Origin of the sequence: Cellulosimicrobium protaetiae, assembly GCF_009708005.2 — a bacterium.
Lineage (GTDB): Bacteria > Actinomycetota > Actinomycetes > Actinomycetales > Cellulomonadaceae > Cellulosimicrobium > Cellulosimicrobium protaetiae.
In genome coordinates this window covers 4,124,648-4,150,758 of sequence record NZ_CP052757.1, presented here as the reverse complement: position 1 = coordinate 4,150,758, position 26,111 = coordinate 4,124,648, and the positions used below count along the sequence as shown (strand labels likewise).

Genomic DNA, 26,111 nt, shown 5'->3' with positions numbered 1-26,111 from the left:
CCCACCCGAGAGTTCGCCGCCTCGACGACGAGGCGGCGCGAGCAGAAGGAGTCTTCCCATGCGTGGTGCACGTCTGACAGTCTCGCTGGCCGTGGCCGGCGTCGTGGTGGCGGGGACGGCGGCCTGCGGGCAGTCGGCCGACCCGTCCGGACCCGCCGAGGGCGAGGGCGGCCTCACCGAGGTCACGGTCACGCTCAACTGGGTCCCCTACGGCGAGCACGCGCCGTTCTACTACGGCGTCGAGCAGGGGATCTTCGAGGAGGAGGGCATCGACCTCACGATCCAGCCGGGCAACGGGTCGGGGAACACCGTCCAGCAGGTCGCGCAGCGCAACACCGACTTCGGCTGGGCGGACACGCCGCCGCTCGCGAACGCCATCAGCTCGGGGATGCCGGTGCGCAGCGTCGGCGTGTTCCTCCAGACCGGGCCCAGCTCGGTGGAGTTCTTCGCCGAGCAGGGCATCACCGAGCCCGCCGACCTGGTGGGCAAGACGGTCGGTGGCACGCCGGGCGACGCGATGTACGGGACGTTCCCGGCCTGGCTGGAGCTCAACGGTGTCGACCCGGCGGACGTGACCGTGGTCAACGTGGACGCGGCGGGCAAGATCGCCGCGCTCATCGAGGGCAAGGTCGACGCGATCCAGGGCTTCCACCACGACCAGGCGCCGACGATCGAGAACCAGACCGGTGAGGAGGTCGACGCGCTGCCCTTCGCGGACTTCGGCATGAACCTGCTCGGCACCGGCCTGGTGGCCAACGAGAAGCTCATCGCGGACGACCCGGAGCTCGTCGAGGCGATGGTGCGCGCGACGTCGCGCTCGTTCCTCGCGGCGTCCGAGGACCCCGACGCGGCGGTCGCGGCGATGACCGCGGGCGCGGAGCAGGCGCCCGACGAGGCGGTCCTGGCGGCCCAGCTCGCCGCGACGATCGACCTGCTCGACCTCGAGAACGCGCCCGCCCCCGGCGTCAACACGGAGGAGCAGTGGACGGACACCCTGACGTTCCTGTCCGAGAACACGGACTTCGACGGCGGCACGACCCCGGCCGACTTCTGGGACGGCGCGTTCGGGGCGGACCTGTGACCGCGACCGAGCTCGACGCCCGCGCAGACGCGGTCGGCGCCGACCCCATCATCGAGGTCCGCGACCTCACGATGCGCTTCACGTCGAAACGGTCGGAGACGGTGGCGCTCGACGACGTCTCGCTGAGCGTCCAGCCGGGCGAGTTCGTCACGATCGTCGGGCCGTCCGGCTGCGGGAAGTCGACGCTGCTGAAGATCGTCGCGGGTCTCACGGCCTACACCGAGGGCGAGGTGCGCCTGTACGGGAAGGCGGTCACGCGCCCGCAGCGCGAGATCGGGTTCGCGTTCCAGCGCTCGGCGCTGCTCGAGTGGCGCGGTGTGCGCAAGAACATCCTGCTCCAGGCGGAGATGCGGGGCATGGACCGGCGCCGGGCGCACGAGCGTGCGGACGCGCTCATCGCGCTCACCGGGCTCACGGGCTTCGAGAAGGCGCTGCCGCACGAGCTGTCCGGCGGTATGCAGCAGCGCGTCGCGCTGTGCCGGGCGCTGCTGCACGAGCCCCGCGTGCTCCTCATGGACGAGCCGTTCGGCGCGCTCGACGCGCTCACGCGCGAGCAGATGAACATCGAGATGAACCGCATCTGGCGCGAGACCGGCACGACGATCGTGCTCGTCACCCACTCGGTGCCGGAGGCGGTGTTCCTGGGGAGCCGGATCGTGGTCATGAGCCCGCGCCCGGGGCGGATCGTCGAGACCCTCGAGCCCGGGCTGCCCGACGAGCGCGACTACGGGACGACGCTCGTCGACCCGCGGTTCACGGGTGCCGCCGAGCGGCTGCGCGACCTGCTCGGCGCCAGCCACGTCGCCGAGTGACCGGGACCGTGCAGTCCGCTCCGGGGGCCGCCGGGCCCGTGGTCGGTGTCGGGATCGTCGGGATGGGCAGCATCGGCGTGCTGCACGCGCTCGCGCTGCGCGACCTGGCGCCCCGGGCCCGGCTCGTCGCGTACAGCGGGGGCGGGGACCTCGACGCCCACCTGACCCCGGGCGGGCACGCCGCGCACGTGCCGCCCGACGACGTGGTCCGTCACGAGGACGTCGACGTCGTGGCGGTCTGCACGCCGAGCGGGAGCCATGCGCGCCTCGCGCTCGCGGCGCTCGAGGCGGGCAAGCACGTCGTCGTCGAGAAGCCGCTTGCGCTCACCGTCGGCGACGCGCTCCGCGTCGAGCGGGTGGCGCGCGAGCGGGGCCTTCTCGTCTCGATGGTGTCCCAGCGCCGCTTCGAGCCGCAGCACCAGGCGCTCCGGCGCGCGCTCGACGACGGTGCGCTCGGTCGGCTGCGCCTCGTCGCCACGCACGTGCCCTGGTACCGCGACGACGACTACTACGCCGCCGCGCCGTGGCGGTCGTCCACGAGGCAGGGCGGGGGGTCGCTCATGAACCAGGGGGTGCACAACGTCGACCTCCTGCGCTGGCTGTGCGGGCCGGTCGAGTCGGTCACGGCCCAGGCGGGGACGCTCGCGCGCGCGGTGGGCCCCGGGCCGGTCGCCGCCGACGACACCGCCGAGGACACCACGGTCGCGACGCTGCGCCTCGCGTCGGGGGCGCTCGGTGTCGTCACGACGACGACGGCGACGCCCCCCGGGTTCCCGGCGACCCTCGCGCTCCACGGGTCGCACGGCTCGGTGGAGCTCGCGCAGGACGAGGTGCTGCGCTGGGACGTGCCGGGGGTCGCGGCACCAGGGTCCGGGGGTTCGGCCGGCGGCGCGGCGGACCCGCTCGCGATCGGCCACGCCGGGCACCGCGCCCAGTGGGAGCGGGTGCTGGCGGCCCTCGACGGCGCCGCGCCGCCACCCGTCGGGGCCGCGGACGCCGTGGAGACCGTCCGGCTCCTGTGCGCGATCCGCGAGGCCGCCGCGACCGGACGCGCCGTCCGCCCGGCCGACCTTGCCGCGCGGGAGTCCGCAGCCCCGGTGCGGTGACGTCGCCGACTCTCGGGCGTCGTCGTGACCGACCTGCGAACGTTTGCACACGCCACGCACCGAACCGCGACTTTCCCCGTACCCGTATGGATACAATCGTTCGCAAGGCTCGTCGCCGGGGCGCCCCTGGCCGTGCCGCACCGGTGACGCCCGTCGCCGATCCGAGACCCGCCCCAGCCGCAGGAGGCCGCGTGACCGCCCCGACCGACGCCCCGAACCGACCCGGCGCGGCGTCACCCGACGCCCCGAGCGCGGCGCAGCCCCGACTGCACCGGGACGCGCACCCCGCGTTCCCGCCGGTTCCCGTCCGCCCGACGCAGGTCGGGATCGTCCACCTCGGGATCGGCGCCTTCCATCGCGCGCACCAGGCCGTCGTCACCGAGGACGCCGCGCGCGCCACGGGCGAGACGCGCTGGGGGATCCTCGGGGTGACGCAGCGGTCCGCGGCGGTCCGCGACCAGCTCCGTCCGCAGGGCGGGGTCTACACCGTGCTGACGGTCGGGCCCGACGGCGCGTCCCCGCGCGTCGTGGGGTCGGTGACGGACGTCGCCTGGCCGGCCGAGGAGACGCCGCGCGTCCTCGCGGCGCTCGCCGCCCCGACGACGCACGTCGTGACGCTCACCGTGACCGAGAAGGGGTACGCGCGCCGCGCCGACGGGCACCTCGACGTCGACGCGGTCGCGGGCGACCTCGACACGCTGCTCCGCGAGGAGGCGGCAACGAGCTCTCCGGGCGCGGGCGCGACGAACGCGCTCCTCCCGGACGACGCGACGGGAGAGGCGACGGGAGCCGTCGCGGCGACCAGCGCCGTCGGGCTGCTCGTGCGCGGGCTCGCGGCGCGCCGTCGGGCCGGGGGAGCCCCCCTCACCGTGCTGAGCTGCGACAACCTCGCCGACAACGGGCACGTGCTCGCGCGGCTCGTGGGAGAGGCGGTCGACGCCGCGCTCCCGGGCGCGGAGGGCGACGCGCTGCGCGACTGGCTCGCCGCCTCGGTGACGTTCCCGTGCAGCATGGTCGACCGCATCGTGCCGGCCACGACGCCCGCGCAGCGCGACGAGGTCGAGTCGCTGCTCGGCGCGCGCGACGAGGGCCTGGTCGTGGCCGAACCGTTCCTGCAGTGGGTGATCGAGGACCGCTTCGCCGGCCCCCGCCCCGCGTGGGAGCGCGGCGGGGCGACCCTGACGAGCGACGTCGCGCCGTACGAGCGCGCGAAGCTGCGCCTGCTCAACGGCGCGCACTCCTACCTCGCCTACGCGGGCTCGCTCGCGGGGTGCGCGACGATCGCGGAGGCGGTCGCCGACCCGGCGCTCGCCGCGGGCGCCCGGGCGCTGCAGGCCGACGCGCTCGCGACGCTGGACGCGCCAGACGGTGTCGACCTCGGCGCGTACGCGGAGACGCTGCTCGACCGGTTCGCGAACCCCGCGACCGGGCACACGACGCGCCAGGTCGCGATGGACGGGACGCAGAAGATCCCGTTCCGCTGGGGCGCGACGCTCGCCGACCTCCTCGACGCGCATCCGGGGGCCCCGGCCCCGCGGGGGGTCGTCGCCGCGCTCGCCGCCTGGGCCGGGTACGTCGTCGCGGAGACGCGGGCGGCGCGCGCGGTGGACGACCCGCGTGGAGACGAGCTGCGCGCGGTCGTCGAGAACGCGCCGGACGACGTTGCGGCGGTCCGCGCGCTGGTCCTCCTCCCCGGCCTGCTGCCCGGCGTCCCGGAGGGCCGCCTGCGAGAGATCGCCGACGCGGTCGTCGTCGCGAGCGCGACATCCAGCAGCACGACCACCACGACGAACGAGGAGACCACGCCGTGAAGATGGGGTTCCGCTGGTACGGGGAGGGGAACGACACGGTCACGCTCGACCACGTGCGCCAGGTCCCCGGCGTCGAGACGATCGTGTGGAGCCTGCACGGCAAGCAGGCCGGCGAGGTGTGGGAGCAGGCGGAGATCGACGCCGAGGTCGCGAAGATCACCGGGCTGAACGACGAGGCCCGCGCGCGCGGGATCACCCGGACCTTCGACGCGGAGGTGGTCGAGTCGGTCAACGTGCACGAGTCGATCAAGCTCGGCAAGACCGTCCTCGGGCTGAGCCGCGACGAGGCGATCGAGAACTACGTGACGACGATCCGCCGGCTGGGCCGCGCCGGGGTGAAGGTCGTCTGCTACAACTTCATGCCCGTCTTCGACTGGCTCCGCACCGACCTGTGGCACCCGCTGCCCGACGGCTCGACGGCGCTGTTCTTCGAGCGCGCCGTCGTGGACGCGATGTCGCCGCAGAGCCTCATCGCGGACATGGAGGCGAACACGCACGGGCTGACGCTGCCCGGCTGGGAGCCCGAGCGGCTCGCGAGCTTCGCCGAGCTCGACGCCGCGTACGAGGGCGTGACGCGCGAGGACATGTACGCCCACTACCGGTACTTCCTCGACGCCGTCATCCCGGCGTGCGAGGAGGCTGGCGTCAGGCTGGGCGTGCACCCCGACGACCCGCCCTACGACGTCTTCGGCTGGCCCCGTGTCGTGTCGACCAAGGACGACCTGGCGCGCGTGCTGTCCCTGAACGACAGCCCGAACCACGGCCTGACCCTGTGCCTCGGCTCGTTCTCCGCGAACCCCGGGCAGGACGCGGTCGACGCCGTGCGCACGTTCATGGACCGCATCCACTTCACGCACGTGCGCAACATCAAGCACCTGGGGAACGGCGACTTCACCGAGGTCGCGCACCGCGCGTGCGAGGGCAGCGTCGACACGACCGGCATCATGCGTGCGTACGCCGAGGCGGGCTACGAGGGCTACGTGCGCCCCGACCACGGCCGGCACCTGTGGGACGAGAACACGACCAACAAGCCCCGGCCCGGCTACGGCCTGTACGACCGCGCGCTCGGCGTCCAGTACCTGCTCGGCGCGTGGGACGCGTTCCGCTACGACGCCTGACGGTGGGGCCGGCGACGGGGTGCTACGCGTCCCCGGCTGCGGCCTTCGCCTCGCCCCAGCCGTACCAGCGTTCGACCTCGATCAAGGCGCTGGCGCGCGGGCTGTGCCGGTTCGCGTACTCGTGCCCCGTGTAGTGGCGCGAGATCCGGTCGATGTCGGCCAGTCCCTCGTCGGCGCGCAGCTCCGTCACGCGCCCGATGAGCGTCACGTGCGTGTACCAGTTCTCGTCGAGCACGGTGAGCGAGACGCGCGGGTCGTTCCGCAGGTGCTGGAGCCGCACGCGGGACTCGTCGAGGTTGACGAGCACGCGGCCGTCGACCTCCCAGACGTACCAGGTCGCCGCGGTGACGGGTGCGCCGTCGGACCGCACGGTCGCCATGACGGCGGCGTTCGGGCGGCGGAGCAGCTCGACGAGACGGGACGGCAGCGGGGGTCGGGGCACGACGCCTCCTTCGACGGCACGGACGGGACGTCCTGACCGTACGTCACGACGGGCCCGCCCACCGCTCGCGCGTGTGGCCCGCGAGTGCGCTCAGCGCGTCCAGGGCGCGCCGAGCTCGGTGAACGTCCGGGCCGTGCGAGCGGCCTCCTCGCACCAGCTCACGACGTCGTCGACGAGGGGACGGCGCTCGTCGCCCTCGCCCGTCCACGTCACGGCCGCCGGGTCGAGCGGCCGCGGGTCCGCGGCCGTCCGCACGGCCTCCATCACGCGCATGAACGCGCCCGTGTCGCGCACGTCGCACGCGAGCCTGCGCCGCGGGTCGCGCCGCGCGGCGAGGAGGTCCTCCAGGAGCCCGGTGCGCCCATAGGTCTTCTCGACCTGGACGCGCGGGGTGCGCATCAGCACTCGGTCGTGCTCGTACTCGAGCGTGATCTCGCCGTCCGTCCCCAGCACGAGCACGCGCGCGGGGGTGCGCTCGGGCGCGCAGAGCGTGAGGCCGAACCCGTAGGGCAGGCCGTCGCGCGCGACGACGCGCAGCGACGAGGTGTCGTCGGCCTCGATCGGGTTGGCGCGCCAGAGGTCGGTCACGACGTGCGCGACGTCCTCGGCCGTGCGGGCGCCGCCGATGCGCAGCGCGGTCGCGACCGCGTGGGCGAGGGGGTTGGTGACGACGCCGTCCACGACGTCGCGACCGTCGAGCCGGCGTCGGCCTGCCCACGGTGCGCGGCGCCAGTAGCCCGTCGTCCGTACCCACGCGCCCACCGCCCCGATCCCCACGACGTCGCCGATCTCGCCGTCCGCGACGAGCTCGGCGACCGCGTCCACCGCGTGCGAGCCGAAGGTCTGGAAGCCCACCTGGCACCGGCGGCCCGTGCGCTCGGCCACCTCGACCAGCGCGAGGTGCTCCGCGAGCGACGCGGCGGTCGGCTTCTCCAGCAGCACGTCGACACCCGCCTCCATGGCGGCGCGCGCGAGCGGGAGGTGGGTGGGGATCGGCGTCGAGATCACGACGACCTCGGGGCGCACGCCGGGGTCGGACGACGAGAGCAGGTCGCCCAGCGTCGGGAACCAGGGCGCGGGGGCGTCGTCGGGCCGGCGCGGGTCGACGACGGCGCTCAGCCGGACGTGGCCCTGCTCCGCGAGCGCGGCCACCGTGCGCAGGTGCGACCCGCCGTGGCCGTGCACCCCGACGACGGCGACCGGGACGGCCGCCTGCGCCCGGTCGAGCACGTGGTTCGTCCCCGAGGCGGCCCGGGGCGAACCGGTCACCGGACGCGCTCCGCGAGCGCGGCGGCCTCGTCGAGGTCGAGCCCGCGGTCGACGAGCACGGCGCGCGCGCCCGTCTCGAGCGTGCCGCCCGCGGGGACCGTCCGCGGGGCGTCCCACGCCAGGGCGGGCCCGGCACCGGGGTACTCGGACGCGCGGAGGAACCAGGGCACGGTCTCGCCCTGCTGGACGAGCAGCAGGGTCGTGGTGTGGGAGGGGTGCTCCTGCACGAACGCGACCCAGGGCGACGTGCTTCCGTGAGCGCTCTCCTCGCCACGCCCGTGCGCGCAGAGCACGGTCGTCGAGGTCGCCGCGCGCAGCCGCCAGAAGAAGCCGCCGTAGCCGGCGCCGGGGCGCCCGTTGGTCGCGGGCGACCCGAGGACGAGGGCGCCGCGCTCGGCACGGAGGGTCGAGCGCCAGTCCAGGACCCAGGACTCGTCGTCGAGCACCCAGGCGTCGAGGCGCCGGTCCTCCTCGAGCTGCGGGACGCCCTGCTCGTCGTGCCAGCGGACGCCGTCGTGCAGCAGGTGCTGCTCCACGGGGTCGACGGCGAGCGCGTGACTGACCTGGCGACCGTGGTTGGGCAGGAGCGTCGGGCCGACGTCGGCGACGAACGTGCGCCCGCCCCAGTAGGACGTCCCGTTGACGTCGGCGACGGCCATCGAGGCGCCGTAGTGGTGGCGGTGGTCGACGGGTCCCGCGTCGGTGAGGGGTACGCCGGCGAGCGTGTGGACCGGGTGCAGGTAGGAGCGCGGTGCGTGCACGGCGGGGATCCGGTCGCCCTGCTGGTAGCGGGCCAGGCGCAGGTCGCCGGCGCGCAGCACGACGGCCTCCCCGTCGGGGGACCAGCGGACCTCGCGGGACGCGGGCTGGGCAGGGCCGGTCCCGGCGCTCTCCGTGACGACCGCGCCGGCCGGCGCGGCCGCCGGGACCACGCGGGCGCGGGCGACCTGGCGCGGCACGGGCCCGGTCGTGGCGCGGACCTCGAGCCGGGGCTCGAACCGGGTGGTGCGCGACGCGGGCGCGGAGCCGTCGACGAGCGCGGAGAGCTCCTTCCAGGCGTGCCGCCCGAGCTCGGCCTGCGGCACGGCGACCGTCGTGAGCGACGGCGTCGCGTAGCGGGCGAGGTCGATGTCGTCGAAGCCGACGACGGACATGTCCTTGGGCACCGCGACGCCGGCCTCGTTGAGCCCGGCGAGCAGGCCGAACGCGACGAGGTCGTTGAACGCGACGACGGCCGTCGGCCTGGCCGTGAGGACCTCGTCGACGGCGGCGTGACCGGCGGCGATGTCGGGGCCGGCGGGGAGCTCGACGAGCTCGAGGTCGGGGGTGCGCTCGAGCACGCGCCGCAACCCGGTGCGCCGGAGCGCGTCCGAGGCGCTGCTGGGCGGCCCGGCGAGGTAGGCCACCCGGCGGTGGCCGAGGGAGAGCAGGTGCTCGAGCACCTGGGCCGCGGCGTCGGCGTAGTCGACGACGAGGGACGGCACGGCCGCCTCGCCCGTGGGCGCGATCTCGCGGTTGACGAGCACGACGGGGGAGACGTCGGGGACGAGGAGCGCGAGCTCGGACGCGGGCATGCGCGGGGAGACGAGCACGAGGGCGTCGCAGCGCAGCCGTGCCTCGAGCGCGATCGCGGCCTCCTCGGTGGGGTCCTCGGCCGTGTCCGCGACGAGGACGCGGTACCCGGCCGGGGCGGCCGCGGAGGTGACGCCGCGCAGGATCTGCTGGAAGACCGGGTTGCCCAGGTCCGGGACGACGAGCGCGACCGTGTTGGTCCGTCCGAGCGACAGGCTCCGCGCGACGTTGCTGGGCCGGTAGCTCAGGTCGGAGGCAGCCTGGCGGACGCGCGCGCTGATCTCCGGGTCGACCGTCGCGCGGCCGTTCATGACGCGCGACACCGTCGCCCGGGAGACGCCCGCGGCGGTCGCGACGTCGGCGATCGTCACCCCGCCTCGCCGTGTGCTCACGCTTGCCATCGTTCTCCCTCGAGTCGTGGTCCGCGCGTCGCGCGGGCACGCACGACGGCGTGGTGCCCGCGCTCGCCGGGGTCGGCCGGTGCCGCGCGATGACCCGACCGTACACCATGGGAAACCGGTTCCACATGTGCTACGGTCCTCATCCAGCAACCGGTTTCCCCTCCCCGGGGAATGCCGGACTACCGATCGACGACGACCGGAAGGGTGACCGATGACCGGCACGAGGTGCGAGGAGGGTCTCGCATGGCGGTGACCGAGCTCGCGCGAGGGACCGCAGCGCGGCGGCCCGCACGCAAGAAGGGGGACGGGAAGGCCGCGGCGCTGTTCCTCGCGCCCTGGTTCGTGGGCCTCGCGCTCATCACGGCGGGCCCCATGGTCGCGTCGCTCTACCTGTCCTTCACGGACTACAACCTGCTCCAGGCGCCGACCTGGATCGGGTGGGACAACTACCAGCGGATGTTCGACGACCCGCGACTGCTCAACTCGCTGCAGGTGACGTTCACCTACGTGTTCGTCTCGGTGCCGCTCCAGCTCGCGGCCGCGCTCGGCCTCGCGCTCCTGCTCGACAAGGGGCTGCGCGGGCTCGCGGTCTACCGCTCGATCTACTACCTGCCCTCGCTGCTCGGCGGGAGCGTGGCGATCGCGATCCTGTGGCGCCAGGTCTTCGGCGCCGACGGACTCATCAACCAGGTCCTCGCGCTCGTCGGGATCGAGGGGCAGGGGTGGGTCTCGCACCCGGACTACGCGCTGGGGACGCTCGTCGCCCTCAACGTCTGGACCTTCGGGGCGCCGATGATCATCTTCCTCGCCGGGCTGCGCCAGATCCCCCGCATGTACTACGAGGCGGCCTCGATCGACGGCGCCGGCCGGTGGCGGCAGTTCCGCTCGATCACCGTCCCGATGCTCACGCCGATCATCTTCTTCAACCTCGTGCTGCAGCTCATCAACGCCTTCCAGTCGTTCACGCAGGCGTTCGTCGTGAGCGGCGGGACCGGCGGGCCGGCGGACTCGACGATGTTCTACACGCTCTACCTCTACCTCAAGGGATTCGGCTCCCTCGAGATGGGCTACGCGTCGGCGATGGCCTGGTTCCTGCTCCTGATCATCGGCGGGATGACGTTCGTCAACTTCCTCGCCTCGAAGTACTGGGTCTTCTACGATGACTGACACCACGCACCCCGCCACGGGGACCCCCACCGACGCCGTCGTCACCGAGGACGCCGTCCCCGGCACCCGCTCCCGGTCGACGCTCTCCGAGCTCGCGGCCGACGCGCCGCCCACCGCCCCGCGCCCCCGGCGTCGCGCGCAGTCGGCCCGCGTCCGGTCCGTGCTCAAGCACGTGCTGCTCATCGCGTTCGGGCTCGTCATGCTGTACCCGCTGCTGTGGATGCTCGCGAGCTCGTTCAAGCCGTCGGCGCTGATCTTCCGCGAGCCGGGCCTCATCCCGTCCGCGGTCGACCTCGGCAACTACACCGACGGGTGGAACGCGCTCACGCACCCGTTCGGCCACTACCTGCTCAACTCCGCGATCGTGGTGCTCGGGTCGGTGCTCGGCAACCTCGTCTCGTGCTCGCTCGCCGCCTACGCGTTCGCCCGGCTGCAGTTCCGGGGCCGCGGGGTCTGGTTCGCGATCATGCTCATGTCGATCATGCTGCCGATCCACGTCGTGATCGTGCCGCAGTACGTGCTGTTCTCCTCGCTCGAGTGGATCAACACGTTCCTGCCGCTCATCGTGCCGAAGCTGCTCGCGACCGACGCGTTCTTCATCTTCCTCATGGTCCAGTTCTTCCGCGGCATCCCCAAGGAGCTGGACGAGGCCGCGCGGCTCGACGGCTGCGGCCACGGGCGGATCTACCTGCGGATCATGATGCCGCTCGCGCTGCCGGCGCTCGCGACCACGGCGATCTTCACCTTCATCTGGACCTGGAACGACTTCTTCAGCCAGCTCATCTTCCTGACCAAGCCGGACATGTACACGGTCCCGATCGCACTGCGCACGTTCGTCGACGCCACGGGCCAGAGCTCGTGGGGCCCGATGTTCGCGATGTCGATCGTCTCCCTGATCCCCGTGTTCCTCGTGTTCCTCTTCGGTCAGAAGTACCTCGTCAAGGGCATCGCCACGACGGGGATCAAGTAGTCCCTCCCACCCGCGGGCTCGCCCGCACCCGGTGCCGTCCGGCACCGCTCCGCACGACAGAACGACGACGTCCCGTCACGCACAAGGAGAGTCATGAACACCTCGATCCACCGCTCGCTCCGGCCAGGCGCCCGCCGCGCGGCGCTCGCCGCCGCCCTGACCGTCGGTGCCCTCGCCCTGACCGCCTGCGGGGGCGACGGCGGCGTCGCCAACCCGGGCGGCGACGACGAGTCGTCGGCCGCGGAGTCCGGTCCCGTCGAGATCCGCTTCTCGTGGTGGGGGTCGGACACCCGCCACCAGACGACGCAGCAGATCATCGACCTCTTCGAGGAGAAGAACCCGGACATCACGGTCGTCCCCGACTACACCGACTGGGGCGGGTACTGGGACAAGCTCGCGACCTCGGTCGCCGCGGGCGACGCACCCGACGTCATCACGCAGGAGGAGCGCTACCTCGCGGACTACGCCTCGCGCGGCGTCCTCGCGGACCTCGGGTCGCTCGACATCGACACGGGCTCGATCGACGGCTCCGTGCTCGGCTCGGGCGAGACGGGCGGGGCGCTCTACGGCATCCCCACCGGCGTGAACGCCTACGCGGTGCTCGCCGACCCGCAGGTGTTCGCCGACGCGGGCGTCGAGGTGCCCGACGACGGGTCGTGGACCTGGGAGCAGTACGTCGAGGTCGCGAACGCCGTGAGCGCCGGCGGGGGCGGGGGTGTCTACGGCACGCAGGACTACGGCTTCAACGAGGCGGGCCTGTCGATCCTCGCGCGCCAGCGCGGCGAGGCGCTGTACACGCCCGAGGGCGAGCTCGGCGTCTCCGCGGAGACCGTCGCGGACTTCTTCCAGCTCTCCCTCGACCTCCAGGCGGGCGGCGGCCAGCCCGACGCCGCGCGGTCCGTCGAGCTCGAGGGCGCCGGCCCGGAGGGCTCGCTCCTGGGGACCAACACGGGCGCCATGGGCATGTGGTGGACGAACCAGCTCGGGGCCATCAGCACGGCGTCGGGCCGGGAGCTCCAGCTCCTGCGCCTGCCCGGCGAGACCGAGGCCGAGCGCACCGGCATGTACTTCAAGCCCGCCATGTACTACTCGGTCTCGAAGACGTCCGAGCACCCCGAGGCGGCCGCGGCGTTCGTGGACTTCCTCCTCAACGACCCCGAGGCCGGTGCGCTCATGCTCTCCGACCGCGGACTGCCCGCGAACACCGAGGTCCGCGCGGCCGTGAAGGACAGCCTGCCCCCGGCCGACAAGCAGGCCGCGGACTTCCTCGAGGGGCTCGGTGACGACATCGTGGACGGTCCGCCCGTCCCGCCGCAGGGTGCCGGGGACGTCGTCGAGATCCTCAAGCGCATCAACACCGAGGTGCTGTTCGAGCAGAAGTCGCCGCAGGACGCCGCTGCGCAGTTCCTCGACGAGGTGGGCGCCGCGATCGGGAAGTAACCCGCCGCCCGCCTCCCCGACCGGCCGGGCCGGTCCGTCGCCCCACGGACCGGCCCGGCCACGCCTCGCACCGGAACGACCCCAGCCCCGCCGAACCGTCTCGGCGACCCAGGACCCGAGAGGACCGCAGACCGTGCACCACCCCGGCACCACCCCGACCGAGCTCGCCACGACCAGCCCCCGGCGCTACGCCGTCGCCGGCACCGGGCACCGCGCGCGCATGTTCGTCGACGCGCTGCTCGGCGAGCACCGCGAGGACGGGCACCTGGTCGCGTGGTGCGAGCCCAACCCCGTGCGCGCCGCGTGGTACGACCGCCGCCTCGAGGCCGCGGGCCTCGTGCCGCTGCCGCGCTACGAGCCGTCCGACCTCGGCCGCATGCTCGCCGAGCAGGCCGTGGACGCGCTGATCGTGACGACGCCTGATCACGCCCACGCGGACTACGTCGTCGCCGCCCTGGACGCCGGGGTCGACGTCGTGTGCGAGAAGCCGCTCACGACGGACGCCGCCGGGATGGCGCGCATCCGGGCCGCGGCGGAGCGCTCGTCCGCGACGCTCACGGTGACCTTCAACTACCGCTACTCGCCCCGCAACACCGCGCTGCGGCGCGTGATCGCCTCGGGGGAGATCGGCGACGTCGTCTCCGTGCACTTCGAGTGGCTGCTCGACACGGTCCACGGCGCCGACTACTTCCGCCGGTGGCACCGCGACAAGGCCGCGTCGGGCGGCCTCGCGGTGCACAAGGCGAGCCACCACTTCGACCTCGTCAACTGGTGGATCGACGACGTCCCCGAGACGGTCGCGGCCCGCGGCGGCCTCCGCTTCTACGGAGACGACGGCGCGGGGCGGCCGCCGGGCGACCGTCCCGGCCTCGGTCGCGACGCCACGCCGGACGACCCGTTCGGGATCGACCTCGCGTCCGACGACACCCTGCGCGCGCTCTACCTCGACGCCGAGGGCGAGGACGGCTACGTCCGCGACCGCGACGTGTTCGCGCCCGGCGTCACCATCGAGGACACGATCGGCGCGCTGGTCGGCTACCGGCGCGGCGCGACCCTCACCTACTCCCTCACCGCGCACAGCCCGTGGGAGGGGTACCGCGTCGCGGTCAACGGCACGCGCGGACGGGCCGAGCTCGACGTCGTCGAGCGCGCCCACGTCGAGTCCGGGCGCGCCGCCGCGGACCTCGGGCCGGACGGCAAGCGCCGCCCCGCGGTCGACCCGAGCGCCGTGCACGACCCCGGGGCGAGCGACGTCCGGCCCTACGGTGCGCGGCTCGTCGTGCAGCGGCACTGGGAGCCCGCGCGCGAGGTCGTCATCGAGGAGGGCGAGGGCTCCCACGGGGGCGGCGACCGGCTGCTCCTCGCCGACGTCTTCCGAGGCCCGGGGGACGACCCGCTCGCGCGGGCCGCGGGCTACGTCGACGGGCTGCGCAGCGTCGCCGTCGGCGTGGCGGCGAACCGGTCGCTCGAGACGGGCCAGGTGGTGCGCACCGCCGACCTCGGCGTGTCGCTCGAGCGCACCGCGGCGGTCCGCGCCGAGGCGGTGCCGTCGTGACGACGGCCGCGCGCGCGACCGACGCGCCCGTGCTCGTCCTGCGCCCCGAGGACGACGTCGCCGTCGCGACGCGCGACCTCGCGCCGGGCGACGTCGTCGAGGTCGCCGGGGGCGGCGCCGTCGACGTGCTCGACGCCGTCCCGCGCGGGCACAAGGTCGCCCTGCGGGACGTCCCCGCAGGCGGTCCCGTGCGCAAGTACGGGCAGGTCATCGGGGTCGCGACGCGCGACGTCCGTGCGGGCGAGCACGTGCACACGCAGAACCTCGGGTACGCGCCGGGGGAGCGCGAGCACGAGCTCGCCACCGTGCACACCCCGCTGGCCGCGCCGCCCGGACCTCGCCCGACGTTCCGCGGCTACCGCCGCGCGAACGGGACGACGGGCACGCGCAGCTACGTCGCGATCCTCACCTCGGTCAACTGTTCCGCGAGCACGGCTCGCATGATCGCCGACCAGTTCCGCGGCGTCGCGCTCGACGCCTACGACGACGTCCACGGCGTCGTCGCCCTCACGCACCAGTCGGGCTGCGGCCTCGTGCCGACGAGCGAGGGCGCGCAGGTGCTCCTGCGCACGCTGCGCGGGTATGCGGCCCACCCCAACGTCACGGGCGTCCTCGTGCTCGGCCTCGGCTGCGAGATGATCGCCGTCGACACCGTGCTCGCCGGGGCCGACCTGTCGCCGGACACGGTCGTGCGCACCCTGACCATCCAGGAGACCGGCGGCGTGCGGGCGACCGTGCGCGCCGGCGTCGAGGCGGTGCGCGAGATGGTGGAGGAGATCGACGCGCGCTGGGAGCGCACCGACCGCGACGTCGCCGAGCTCGTGCTCGGGCTCAACTGCGGCGGCTCCGACGGCTACTCCGGCATCACCGCGAACCCCGCGCTCGGGATCGCGTCCGACCGCCTCGTCGCGTACGGCGGCACGTCGGCGCTCGCGGAGACGCCCGAGGTGTTCGGTGCCGAGCACCTGCTCACGCGCCGCGCCGTGACGCCCGAGGTCGGGCAGCGCCTGCTCGACCGGCTCGAGTGGTGGCAGGGCTACGCCGCCGCGGGCGGCGGCACGCTCGACAACAACCCGTCGCCCGGCAACAAGGCCGGCGGCCTGACGACGATCCTCGAGAAGTCGCTCGGCGCCGTCGCGAAGGGCGGGCAGGCCGACCTCGCCGCGGTGCACGAGTACGCCGAGCCGCTCGACACCCCGGGCTTCGTCTTCATGGACACCCCCGGCTACGACCCCGTCTCCGTCACGGGCCTCGTCGCGGGCGGCGCGACCGTCGTGTGCTTCACGACGGGCCGCGGGTCGGTGTTCGGCTGCAAGCCCACCCCGAGCATCAAGCTCGGGACCAACAGCGAGCTGTACGCCCGCATGGGCGACGACGTGGACATCGACTGCGGGAGGATCGTCGACGGCGTCGCGACCCTCGAGGAGGTGGGCGACGAGATCTTCGCGCGCATCCTCGCCGTCGCCTCGGGCGAGGAGACGGCGAGCGAGGAGCTCGACCTCGGCGGCGAGGAGTTCGTCCCGTGGCAGCTCGGCACGGTCACCTGACCCCCGGACGCCTCGGTCAGGGTGCGCCCGGGTGCGTGACATGATCGACCTCATGCTCACTCCCGCCACCGGCGCGGCCGGGTCGCGCATCGTCGGCCTCGGTCACTTCCAGCCCGAGAAGACGCTGACGAACGACGACATCGCGCAGCTCGTCGAGACCGACGACGAGTGGATCCGCTCGCGGACGGGGATCGTCACGCGGCACGTCGCCGACGACGACACGACGGTCGCCGACATGGCGACCGCAGCAGCGCGCCACGCGCTCGACGACGCGGGAGTGGACCCCGCCGAGATCGACCTCGTGATCGTCGCGACGGCGACCGCGACCGACCGCTCGCCCAACACGGCGGGTCGCGTCGCCTACCACCTGCGCACCGGCGTCATGCCCGGTCGGTCGACGCCCGAGGAGGCGTCCGAGCTCGACCTGCGCGGCGTCGTCGGGCCCGCCGTGCTCGACGTCAACGTCGCGTGCTCCGGGTTCGCCCACTCCGTCGGGCTCGCGGACCAGGCGATCCGTGCCGGCTCGGCGCGCACGGCCGTCGTGATCGGCGCGGAGAAGCTCACCGCGTTCACCGACTGGACCGACCGCAGCACGTGCATCCTCACGGCCGACGGGGCGGGCGCGGCCGTGCTGCGCGCGACGGACGAGCCCGGCGTCGGGCCCGTGACCTGGGGCTCCGAGCCCGACCTCACGCCCGCCGTGCTCATCGAGTCGCCCGCCGACACGTTCGCCCAGGACGGCCGCGCCGTCTTCAAGTGGGCCATCACGCGCGCCGCCGACCGCGCGCGCTCCGTCGTGGAGCGCTCCGGCGTGTCGCTCGACGAGATCGAGGTGCTCGTCGCGCACCAGGCGAACCTGCGCATCATCGAGCCCCTCGCGAAGTCGCTCGGGCTCGACTCCAAGATCGTCGTCACCGACATCGTCGAGTCGGGCAACACGTCCGCCGCGTCCATCCCGCTGGGCCTCTCCAAGTGGTGGCACGCCGGCAAGATCCCCGCGGGCGTCCCGGCACTGCTCTTCGGCTTCGGCGGTGGGTTCGCCTGGGCGGGCCAGGTCGTGGAGACGCCCGCGCGCTGACGTGGGTTTGGCGCCTGGCCGGTTCCGTGGGTCGGGTGGTTGGGGTCGTGTCCGGTCGGGTGCTTCGGGTCGCGTCCGGTCGGGTGGTTCGGGTCGCGTCCGGTCGGGTGAAGCGAGGGGCGGGGCGGGTCTACCATCCGCCGCTCGTCCCTCGCGGCTCCCGCCAGTCCCACCACGACCCGCCCCGCCCCTCGCTCCACCCGACCTCCCCGTCCGTCTCACCGGGGTGACCGCGGACGCGCGCGTTGCGGGACGTCGTCGTGGTGGTACCGGGCGCCGGGCGACTCGACTGGGTGGTCGGCGGACGCCTCTCGCGCTGCGCGAGGCCGGCGCGCGGCTCGCCGCCGGACCGGCGGCCCCGACGCCGAGACGCGAGATGCGAGTTGTGGCCCCCATCTTGGTCCGGGGAGGGGCAACAACTCGCATCTCGTCAGGCGTCAGTCGCCGAAGTTCAGCAGTGATGGTCGGGGTGCGTCGCCGTCGATCCGGCCACCGCTCCGGATACCGCGCCGGGTCGCGGGCGACGGCCGTGCCGTGGCTGCCCGACGCCCGACGACCTACGTCCTGGACCGACGCCCGAGGCGAGGGCCAGGACGAGGTCCGACGCCGGAGCGGAGGGCGGGGCGGGTCGTGGCGGGCCTGGCGGGAGCCGCGAGGAACGAGCGGCGGATGGTAGACCCGCCCCGCCCTCCGCGGAGGTGTCGGGCCGGAGGTGACCGGACGACGGGCCTCCGTGGAGGTGTCGGGCCGGGGGTGACCAGCCACCACCCGACGCAACGGCCTACGGGTAGCTGACGACCTTCGCGGGGATCGTCTCGACGCCGCTCGCGCGGGGGCCGACGCCGTTGATGACGTGCTCGTACGTGCCCACCCCGCCGAGCGAGACGGTCAGGAGCGAGTGCATCTTGACGCCAGGGGTGACCGGGACCTCGAACCCGTTGTCGGAGACGATCGACGCGTCGGACGTGAACACGCAGTACGAGCCCAGGCCCCACGCCTCGTGGAACTTCACGTCGTCCGCGACCTTGTACGCGGCCCACCCGCGGATGCCGTCGTGGTTCCACGCGGCCTGGTTCGGCGGGTCGTACGGGAGCTCGTTCTGGTAGAAGATCGTGCGCCCGCGCTCGCCGTTCCACAGGGTGTTGTACTTCTGGTAGTGCTCGACGAAGAGGCCGTAGCCGTCGACGTCGTCACCGTTGACGACCAGACCGTAGTCCGCCGTGTTGACGTCCCAGCCGATGCCTTCACCGTGGTCCCCGCGCCAGGACCAGATGTGGTCGATGATCGTGTCGTCCGCGTTGATGACGATCGCGCTGTCCACCTTCCCCGCGTGCGCGCCGCCCACACGCACGAACACGTCGTGGATCGAGATCGGGTCGTCCGAGTGGTCCGCGGTCGAGCCCTCGGTGCCCACGGTGAGCATGCTCGGGGACTCGGCCGCCCCGGCGTCGAACAGGACGCTCGCGACCCGGACGCCGTCGACGTCGCCGACCTGGAGCGCCGTCTGCCCGGCGGTGGGCACGATGGTCGCGTAGCCGAGGCCGAGCACGACCGTGTCCGCGCGGTTCACCTCGATCGTCTCGTCGAGGTGGTAGACGCCGGGTGTGAGCAGGAGGTTCAGCCCCTGGTCGAGCGCGGCGTTGATGTGGTCGGCGGCGTCGCCCGGCTGCGCGACGTAGAACTCGTCGAGCGGGATCGACGTGCCGGGGGTGGAGCCGTTCTTCCACGTCGCGCCGCGCGTGCCCTCGCGCAGCGACGGGACGAAGACCGCGTAGTCGTCGCCGTCGAGGTAGAGGTACGGCTTCTCGCGGACCGTGCCGGTGGTGTCGAGCGTCGTGACGGCGGGCTCGGGGAACGTCGTCGGCGGGGCGTTCTCGGTGCCGGAGAACACCATGTTCCACAGCGTGCCGTCCCACCCGCCCGTGAGCGTCGAGTCGCGGGTGTACCACTGCTGCTGGGTGTAGCCACGCACCTGGCCGTCGACGATCGAGTCGGCCGTGAAGCCGCCCGACGCCCACCCGTAGCGCGACGAGTGCAGCATGAGGTTGCCCCGGACGTGGATGCGACGCATGGGCGCGGCCTGCGAGACGGCCCAGCGCATGTCGCCGCCGGTCGGGGTGACGGCGAGGTTCTCGATGGAGCGCCAGAAGTTCTGCGTCGCGTTCCCCTCGAACCACTCGGCGTCGGCCCAGACGCCACCGGTGATGTTCACGTCGTCCGGGTCCTGGCCGAGACCGTTGACCGCGGTGTTGAAGCCGACGTTGACGTGCACCGGGTACGTGCCGGGCTCGAACAGGAACTGGTCGCGGCGCAGGCCGAACTGGCTCTCCTCCTGCGCCGCGTACGCCGCGTCGACGGCGGCCTGGATCTCGGCGACCGGGGTGCCGGGGCCGAACACGTGCACGTTCGGCCCGAGGTCACCGCCGCCCTCGATCGGCTCGCCCGTGCCGGGGTTCCCGGTCCCGTCGCCTGTCAGCACGCGCAGCTCCCAGATCGAGTAGCCCCAGCCGGTTCCGCGCTCGGTCCCGACGAGCCGGACGTAGCGCCCCGAGCCTGTGACGTCGAGAACCTGCTTGCCGCCAGTCCCGTCGGTGACCGTGCGCAGCGTGCGCCACAGGTCGCCGTCGTCGGACGTCTCGACGCGGAACCCCTTGCCGTACGCACCCTCCCAGTCGATCTCGATGCCGCACACGGGCTGGATCGAGCCCAGGTCGACCTGCAGCCACTGCGTGTCGGAGAACTCGCTGCTCCAGCGCGTGTCGGCCTTGCCGTCCACCGCGAGGCCCGCGGCGTACGCGCCCTCGGCGGACGACGCCGTCGCCGCCTTCCCGAGCGCGGCGTTCGTCGTGCAGTCGTCACCGGTCGGGTCGCCCGGATCGTCGGGACCGCCCGGGTCGACCGGGCCGCCGTCGGTCCCGGGCGTGCCGAACACCTGGAGCTCCCAGAGCGAGTAGCCGTAGCCGGTGCCTCGCTCGGTGCCGAGCACGCGCACGTAGCGCCCGGTCCCGGACACGGGCAGCGTCTGCTGCCCTCCCGTGCCGTCGGTCACGGTGCGCAGGGTGCGCCAGGTGGTGCCGTCGTCGGACGCCTCGATGCGGAAGCCCTTGCCGTACGCGCCCTCCCAGCTCAGGGCGACGGACGTGAGCGTCGAGACCTGGCCGAGGTCGACCTGGAGCCACTGGCCCTCGGCGAACTCGCTGCTCCAGCGGGTGTTCAGGTCGCCGTCGACGGCCCGCGTGGCGACGTAGTCGCCCTGGACGCTCGACGCGGTCGCGGGCTTGCCCTGCGAGAGGTTGACGGGGTCCGCCGCGGCGGCGACGGGAGCCGCGGCCGCCACGAGCGGTGCCGCGACGCACGCCGCGGTCACCCCGGCGGCGAGGGAGGCCAGGCGGAGCCTGGCCGTGGGTCGGAGATGCATGGTCCTGCCTTCTTCGGGTCGGGGGCCGTGCCACGGGCACGACCGTGCCCGGGCGCGGCGCCGTCGTGCTCGACGACGCCGCGCCCGTCGGGCGGTGGGGTGTCAGCCGACGAGCTGGTAGTTCTCGTCGAGGACGGTGCCGCGGTGCGGCTTGTAGAGGTCGTACCCGCGCGGGTTGCACTGGAGCCCGCCGTTGATGCAGTGCTCCACGAGGCGCTCCAGCACCCCGGGCTCCCAGCCGTTGATGAAGTCGTAGTGCCACGACTGGTCGGAGCCGCTGACGAGCCGCACGTCGGACATGTCGCCGCTCACCGGCCACGCGATCTTGAACTCGATCATCGGGACCGCGATCGGGTGCGTCATCGGGCACTGCCCGTCCACGGGGTACGCCATGTGCGCGCCGTGGCCCATGTGCGCGGACGCGTCGGGCGACAGGTGCATGCCGTCCCAGCAGCTGGGTGCCTGGTAGCGGATGTTGAGCTGCGTGCCTTCGGGGCAGTGGGCCGGGATGTCCCAGCTCTTCGAGATGTCGCCGCACTCCCAGCCCTCGACGGCGCCCGGCGCCGTCCGGAACTCGTCGTAGGTCGCCATCATGTCGCCCGCGACGAACCGCAGGCCGGGCGGGAAGGGCTTGACCTTGGTGTAGTCGTCGATCCCCGACTTGTAGTAGATCGTCATGGGGATGTCGGGCTCGATCGGTACCCCGTTCTTCTCGATCGCGGGGAACCAGTACGACGAGTGGTCCTGCGGGACCGTGCACGTCGAGTCGGTGTTCTCGAACAGGTCCTCCGGCACGGTGAACGCGTCCGTCACGCGGTTGCCGACGAACGTGTGCAGGTGCGACCGCCCGGGCTGCCCCGGGAGGACGATCGGGTCGTCCGGCAGAAAGTGCGAGAACGAGCAGTTCGCCTGGAACTCGTGGTGCGTGACCTCGTCGTCCCACTCCGGAGGCTCCTCGGGGTCGGGCGCGTCGCCGTCGCCGAACACCTGGAGCTCGAAGAGCGAATACCCGTACTGGGTGCCGCGCTCGGTCGCGACGAGCTGGACGTAGCGTCCCGTCGTGTCGACGTCGAACGACTGCACGCCGCCCGCTCCGTCGGTCACGGTCGCGACCGTGCTCCACGACTGCCCGTCCGAGGACACCTGGAGCGTGAAGTCCTTGCCGTACGCGGCCTCCCAGTCGAGGACGACGCGGTCGAGGTCGTGCGCCTCGCCGAGGTCGACGCGGATCCACTGGTCGTCGCTCGGCTGGCTCGCCCAGCGGGTGGACCGGTCGCCGTCGACCGCGAACCGGGGACCCAGGCCGCCGGACTCCGAGCTCGACGCCGCCGTGAGCGCACCCTGGGAGAGCAGGGTGTCCTGGGCGGCCGTGGCGCTCGTCGTGACGACCACCGAGGTCGACGCGACGAGGACGCCGGTCATCGTCGCGGCGATCCGGCGTCGGCGCGTCCCGGCGCGGCGTCTGCCGTGCCGGGGAGGCGATAGCGTGGTGGTGCGTGTCGTGCCGTGCATGCTTCCTCCTTCGAGGTCGTCGCGCGCTGCGGAGCCTCTCGGGCAGGAGCGCGCGACGCTGCGCGGATGATGGGCACGCCCGGCGTCTGTCACCGGGCGCCGTGCCGGGTGGGGGCGGTTGCCGCCGCCCCCACCCGGACGTCTCTGTCAGCGCTGGTAGACGCCGAGCTCGAAGAGCGAGTAGCCCCACTCGGTGCCGCGCTCGTTCAGCTTGAGCCGCACGTAGCGGCCGGTGCCCGCGACGTCGAGGCTGTCGACGCCGCCGTCGCCGTCGGTGACCGTGCGGACCGTGGCCCAGGACTGCCCGTCGTTCGAGGTCTGGATCTCGTACCCCTTGCCGAACGCCGTCTCCCAGACGAGCTGGACGTGCTGGAACGACTGGACCGAGCCGAGGTCGACCGTCAGCCACTCGTCGTCGTTCCAGCTGCTCGCCCAGCGCGTGCCCTGGTCGCCGTCGGTCGCCTGGCCCGGCGACCAGTTCCCGTTCCAGGGGTCGAAGCTCGACGCGGTCGTGGTCCTGCCCTGCGCGATGTTCGTCCCGTCGACGGGCGGCGCCACGACACGGATCGACCGCGTCTCGACACCGACGTTGCCCTGGCCGTCCTCGGCCCAGACGTAGACCTTCCACACCCCGAGGCGCTGCGGGGCCCGCACGGCGAGCGTCCCGTCGCCGTTCTGCGTCAGCTCGGTCCAGGCGAGGCCCCACGAGCCGTCGATGTAGGCGCTGTTGAAGAACGCGACGTAGTTGATCGGGTCACCGTCGGGGTCCGTCACGTCCATGTCGATGGTCACGGTCGAGCCGGCCGTGACCGACGTCGCGCCGGGGATCGACATGCCGGTGATGCGCGGGGCCGTGTTCACGCCCGCGAGGTCGACGCCCCACGTCCTGGCGATCGCGTGGTAGCCGAGGCGCTTGTTGTTGCCGGGCGTGATGTTGAACCACACGCCACCGAAGTCGCCCTCGACGCCGTAGTGGAAGAACGTCGCGCCGAGCGCCTTGCCCTCGTGCTCCATGAGGCACTTCCACGACAGCGGCAGCGCCCGGCTCTTCTCGATGTCGGTGGGCTCGTCCGGGACGCCGTTCGCGTCGTCCGGAACCTCCCACTCGCCGGCCGCGCCGCCCTCGGTGAGGACGTACGGCTTGCCGTAGTTCCCGGCCTCCCACGCCTCGGCGATGCTGCACACGTCGCCGTAGGCGTTGATCGAGAGCAGGTCGAGGTCGGGCGCGTTGTCCCGGATGTACGGCCACGCGCCGGTCCACGCGTCGGTGTTCGAGGTCGGGTGGTTGGCGTCGATCGCGTGGATCGCGACGCTCACCTCGTTGACGTACGACGCGTAGGCGTTGCGGATCTCCTCGAGCTCGGTCCCCGAGTAGCAGTTCTGCAGCCCGAGGATCGCCTCGTTGCCGATGTTCCACATGAGCACGGCCGGGTGGTTCTTGTACTCCTCGACCCAGCGCAGGATGTCGGCCTTGGTGTCGTTCTTGTAGGCCGTGTCGGTGCGGTAGTCGATGCAGCCGCCGGAGCCGGGGCCACCGCCGGGCATGAGCCAGAAGCCCGCGATGACGCGCACGTCGTGCTCGGCCGCGGCGTCGAGGATCGCGCGCGAGTCGGCGCCCGTGCCCCACGTGCGGGTCGTGTTGCCGTTGATGTCGGCGAGCCCCTGCATGCGCGGGTCGTACTCGGCCTCGCTCGTGCCGCCCCACGTGAACCCGCGCACGGTGTACGGCTGTCCGTCCACCTGGAGGTCCCAGTCGCCGTTCCCGCCGACGACCTTCACGACGCTCGGGCCCGAGTCCTTGACCGGGACCGTCGGGTGGCCGGGGTGCACGTAGTCGGGGAAGGGGTCGGTCGGGTCGCCGGGGTCGGTCGGGTCCGTGGGGTCGGTCGGCCCAGAACCGCCCGCCTCGCCGAAGACGCGGAACTCGTACAGCGAGTGGCCGTAGCCGCCCGGTCGCGCGGTCGACAGGACGCGCACGTACCGACCCTCGCCGTCGACGTCGAGCACGTCCGTGCCGCCGTCGCCCTGGGCCGTGGAGTAGAGCGTCCGCCACGCCGACGCGTCGTCCGAGACCTGGACCTGGTACGCGGAGGAGTAGGCGCCCTCCCAGACCAGCTCGACCCGGTCGACGCTCGCGTCCTGCTGCAGGTCTACCTGGAGCCACTGGGGGTCGCTCCAGGCGCTGGACCAGCGCGTGCCGAGGTCGCCGTCGACGGCGTTGCCCGCGGCGTACCCGGCCCAGTCGTCCTGGACGGACGACGCGGTGGCGGGCTTGCCCTGGGACAGGAGCACCGGCTCGGCGCTCGCGGACGTCGCGGGCACGACCAGCGCCGCTCCCGCGAGCGCGCCGGAAGCCAGTGCTGCGAGCGCGGTGCGAGCCGCTCGATGTCTGCGGGGTCGCCCGGGGGCGGTGGGGGATGTGGTGCGCATCGTGTTCGTCTACCTCTCCGTCCGCCCCAGGTCTGCGTCGACCCGGGGCACAGTTCGTCGTCGAGCCGTGCCCTCAGCCGCGGCGCCGCGGCTGAGGTGTGAGCCGGGAGAGCGCTCTTACCCGAGGCCCGAGTTTTCACCCGCTCGCGAGGGCTGTCAAGCGCGAGCGACGTCTGATCGCCTGGGAATACCGCAATAAAACATATCAAAAAGGACACTAACTCTGACAAACTGGTTAGTAAGAATGTCGGGTCGACGGAGAGGGCCGCCGTGACCCGTGGTCGACCGGGAAAGCGCTCTTACCCCTGCTATCGTCGGTCGCGTGAGCGAGGACGTGCAGCACCGGGCGCCGACGCTCGACGACGTCGCCCGGGTGGCAGGCGTGTCGCGCGCGACGGTCTCGCGCGTCGTCAACGGCAAGCGCAAGGTCGCGCCCGCGGTCCAGGAGGTCGTCCTGGAGGCCGTGGCGACGACCGGCTACGTGCCGAACCGGGCCGCCCGCTCGCTCGTCACGCGCCGCACCGGGACGGTCGCCGTCGTGGTCTCCGGTGCCGAGCCGGGCCCGGACGACGGCCTGCACCTCCCGCGGCTTCTCGCCGACCCGTTCTTCGGCCGCGTCGTGGGGTCTTTCGTGCGGGCCCTGCGGCCCCACGACGTCCACCCGGTGCTCATGCTTGCCGACGGCGACGAGGCCAGGCGGCAGGTCGTGTCGTACCTGCGGTTCGGCAACGCCGACGGCGCGCTCCTGGTCTCCACCCACGCCGACGACCCGCTGCCCGAGCAGCTCCTGGCCACGGGCAGACCCACGGTGCTCTTCGCCCGGCCCCCGCGGCCCCTCCCGGTGAGCTACGTCGACGTCGCGAACGCCGACGGCGCGCGCCTCGCCGCACACCACCTGCTGGACCGCGGCTGCCGGTCGGTGGGCGTCGTCTCGGGCCCCCTCGACGTGCTCGCCGCCCGGGACCGCCTCGACGGCTTCCGGGACGCGATGGCCCGGCGCGGCCACGCCTACGTGCCGAGCGTCGAGGGCAACTTCACGGTCGAGAGCGGCGAGGCCGCGATGCTCGAGCTGCTGCGCACGACCCCCGGTCTGGACGGCGTCTTCGTCTCGAACGACGTGATGGCGCAGGGTGCGATCCACGCGCTGCGAGAGCAGGGGCGCCGGGTGCCCGACGAGGTGGCTGTCGTCGGATTCGACGACAGCCCCGCCGGCACGCTCGCGCGCCCTGCCCTCACGACGGTGCGCCAGCCCGTGGAGGAGATGGCGGCCGAGATGGCGCGTCTGCTGCGGGAGCAGGTCGAGACCGGCGAGACCCGGGTCACGTCGACGATCTTCGACCCCGTGCTGGTCGTGCGCGACTCTGCCTGAAATCCCTGCCGGC

General features: G+C 73.2%; 18 protein-coding genes. 12 read left to right on the top strand and 6 right to left on the bottom strand.

Features of this window, described 5'->3' with window-relative positions:
* The first annotated feature begins 58 nt into the window (after positions 1 to 58).
* The 5 genes from FIC82_RS17855 (at position 59) to FIC82_RS17835 (ending at position 5,928) form a co-directional block, all read left to right on the top strand.
* The gene (locus FIC82_RS17855) at positions 59 to 1,081 is read left to right on the top strand and encodes an ABC transporter substrate-binding protein (RefSeq protein ID WP_154799378.1); all 1,023 of its coding nucleotides are present in this window, start codon (positions 59 to 61) and stop codon (positions 1,079 to 1,081) included.
* Positions 1,078 to 1,893, top strand: coding sequence for an ABC transporter ATP-binding protein (locus FIC82_RS17850; RefSeq protein WP_216609929.1), 816 nt, complete (start codon positions 1,078 to 1,080; stop codon positions 1,891 to 1,893). Before FIC82_RS17855 ends, FIC82_RS17850 begins: the two co-directional genes overlap by 4 nt.
* Positions 1,890 to 2,999: a Gfo/Idh/MocA family protein gene (locus FIC82_RS17845; RefSeq protein ID WP_253691261.1), complete on the top strand. Its 1,110-nt coding sequence runs from the start codon at positions 1,890 to 1,892 to the stop codon at positions 2,997 to 2,999. The genes FIC82_RS17850 and FIC82_RS17845 overlap by 4 nt, the downstream gene beginning before the upstream one ends.
* Positions 3,000 to 3,190: 191 nt before the next feature.
* Entirely contained in the window at positions 3,191 to 4,810 is a 1,620-nt protein-coding gene (locus tag FIC82_RS17840; RefSeq protein WP_253691260.1) for a mannitol dehydrogenase family protein, read from the top strand.
* A gap of 2 nt (positions 4,811 to 4,812) precedes the next feature.
* Complete coding sequence (locus tag FIC82_RS17835; protein ID WP_154800508.1) at positions 4,813 to 5,928, top strand: mannonate dehydratase; 1,116 nt, start codon at positions 4,813 to 4,815, stop codon at positions 5,926 to 5,928.
* A 22-nt stretch (positions 5,929 to 5,950) separates the two neighbouring features.
* On the opposite strand, the gene FIC82_RS17830 is transcribed toward FIC82_RS17835, so the two are convergent.
* From FIC82_RS17830 to FIC82_RS17820, 3 genes are all read right to left on the bottom strand, one after another.
* The gene (locus FIC82_RS17830; RefSeq protein ID WP_168732062.1) at positions 5,951 to 6,370 is read right to left on the bottom strand and encodes a TIGR03618 family F420-dependent PPOX class oxidoreductase; all 420 of its coding nucleotides are present in this window, start codon (positions 6,368 to 6,370) and stop codon (positions 5,951 to 5,953) included.
* Positions 6,371 to 6,460: 90 nt separating this feature from the next.
* Positions 6,461 to 7,639: a Gfo/Idh/MocA family protein gene (locus tag FIC82_RS17825; protein ID WP_253691259.1), complete on the bottom strand. Its 1,179-nt coding sequence runs from the start codon at positions 7,637 to 7,639 to the stop codon at positions 6,461 to 6,463.
* Positions 7,636 to 9,612, bottom strand: coding sequence for a DUF6807 family protein (locus tag FIC82_RS17820; RefSeq protein WP_154799375.1), 1,977 nt, complete (start codon positions 9,610 to 9,612; stop codon positions 7,636 to 7,638). The genes FIC82_RS17825 and FIC82_RS17820 overlap by 4 nt, the downstream gene beginning before the upstream one ends.
* A gap of 243 nt (positions 9,613 to 9,855) precedes the next feature.
* Between FIC82_RS17820 and FIC82_RS17815 the strand changes: the two genes are divergently transcribed.
* The 6 genes from FIC82_RS17815 (at position 9,856) to FIC82_RS17790 (ending at position 17,369) form a co-directional block, all read left to right on the top strand.
* Positions 9,856 to 10,779, top strand: a complete 924-nt coding sequence (locus FIC82_RS17815) for a carbohydrate ABC transporter permease (protein WP_154799374.1) — start codon at positions 9,856 to 9,858, stop codon at positions 10,777 to 10,779.
* On the top strand, positions 10,772 to 11,749 hold the full coding sequence (locus FIC82_RS17810; protein WP_154799373.1) for a carbohydrate ABC transporter permease: 978 nt from the start codon (positions 10,772 to 10,774) through the stop codon (positions 11,747 to 11,749). The genes FIC82_RS17815 and FIC82_RS17810 overlap by 8 nt, the downstream gene beginning before the upstream one ends.
* A gap of 93 nt (positions 11,750 to 11,842) precedes the next feature.
* The gene (locus FIC82_RS17805; protein ID WP_154799372.1) at positions 11,843 to 13,189 is read left to right on the top strand and encodes an ABC transporter substrate-binding protein; all 1,347 of its coding nucleotides are present in this window, start codon (positions 11,843 to 11,845) and stop codon (positions 13,187 to 13,189) included.
* Between the two features lie 220 nt (positions 13,190 to 13,409).
* Positions 13,410 to 14,744, top strand: coding sequence for a Gfo/Idh/MocA family oxidoreductase (locus FIC82_RS17800; protein ID WP_154800505.1), 1,335 nt, complete (start codon positions 13,410 to 13,412; stop codon positions 14,742 to 14,744).
* A complete protein-coding gene (locus FIC82_RS17795; RefSeq protein ID WP_168732061.1) occupies positions 14,741 to 16,291 on the top strand; it encodes a UxaA family hydrolase in 1,551 nt (516 codons plus the stop codon). Before FIC82_RS17800 ends, FIC82_RS17795 begins: the two co-directional genes overlap by 4 nt.
* A 52-nt stretch (positions 16,292 to 16,343) precedes the next feature.
* Positions 16,344 to 17,369, top strand: a complete 1,026-nt coding sequence (locus FIC82_RS17790; protein WP_154799371.1) for a beta-ketoacyl-ACP synthase 3 — start codon at positions 16,344 to 16,346, stop codon at positions 17,367 to 17,369.
* 781 nt (positions 17,370 to 18,150) lie between these two features.
* Here the strand turns inward: FIC82_RS17790 and FIC82_RS17785 are convergent.
* The 3 genes from FIC82_RS17785 to FIC82_RS17775 all read right to left on the bottom strand — a co-directional run bounded on the left by FIC82_RS17785 (position 18,151) and on the right by FIC82_RS17775 (position 24,729).
* Positions 18,151 to 20,787, bottom strand: coding sequence for a discoidin domain-containing protein (locus FIC82_RS17785; protein ID WP_154799370.1), 2,637 nt, complete (start codon positions 20,785 to 20,787; stop codon positions 18,151 to 18,153).
* Between the two features lie 102 nt (positions 20,788 to 20,889).
* The gene (locus tag FIC82_RS17780) at positions 20,890 to 22,299 is read right to left on the bottom strand and encodes a DUF1996 domain-containing protein (protein WP_154799369.1); all 1,410 of its coding nucleotides are present in this window, start codon (positions 22,297 to 22,299) and stop codon (positions 20,890 to 20,892) included.
* A 147-nt stretch (positions 22,300 to 22,446) separates the two neighbouring features.
* Complete coding sequence (locus tag FIC82_RS17775; protein ID WP_154799368.1) at positions 22,447 to 24,729, bottom strand: discoidin domain-containing protein; 2,283 nt, start codon at positions 24,727 to 24,729, stop codon at positions 22,447 to 22,449.
* Positions 24,730 to 25,051: 322 nt separating this feature from the next.
* Here FIC82_RS17775 and FIC82_RS17770 point away from each other — a divergent pair, with 322 nt between their 5' ends.
* Positions 25,052 to 26,098, top strand: coding sequence for a LacI family DNA-binding transcriptional regulator (locus FIC82_RS17770; RefSeq protein WP_171445717.1), 1,047 nt, complete (start codon positions 25,052 to 25,054; stop codon positions 26,096 to 26,098).
* Positions 26,099 to 26,111: the final 13 nt, after the last annotated feature.